Here is a 539-nt window from a genome sequence, read left to right on the forward strand (position 1 = left end):
TTTCACTCCCCTTCCGGGGTGCTTTTCACCTTTCCCTCACGGTACTGGTTCACTATCGGTCGCTGAGGAGTATTTAGCCTTGGAGGGTGGTCCCCCCGGATTCCCACGGGATTTCACGTGCCCCGCGGTACTTGGGATCCCTTCGGAATGTCTCGTCCTTTCGCCTACAGGGGTGTTACCTGCTGTGCCGGGCCTTTCCAGACCGCTTCGACTAGGATGATTCATTCGGGATGAAGGTCCCGCAACCCCGTCTCCGAAGAGACGGTTTAGGCTCTTCCCCGTTCGCTCGCCGCTACTAGGGGAATCTCGCTTGATTTCTTTTCCTCCGGGTACTTAGATGTTTCAGTTCCCCGGGTTGGCTTCACTGACCTATGGATTCAGTCAGCGATGTCCGGATATGACTCCGGACGGGTTGCCCCATTCGGGTATCCACGGGTCTACGCCTGCTTGCGGCTCTCCGTGGCTTTTCGCAGCTGTCCGCGCCCTTCTTCGCCTCTCAGCGCCTAGGCATCCACCGTATGCCCTTACTAACTTGACCT

1 rRNA gene is annotated in these 539 nt (G+C 57.7%); it reads right to left on the reverse strand.

The window, feature by feature from the left end:
- Positions 1-538: ribosomal RNA gene (locus GJ688_RS21665) — 23S ribosomal RNA — on the reverse strand; the annotation flags it as partial.
- Between the last annotated feature and the right edge of the window lies 1 nt (position 539).

The organism is Heliobacterium mobile, assembly GCF_009720735.1.
GTDB lineage: Bacteria > Bacillota > Desulfitobacteriia > Heliobacteriales > Heliobacteriaceae > Heliobacterium > Heliobacterium mobile.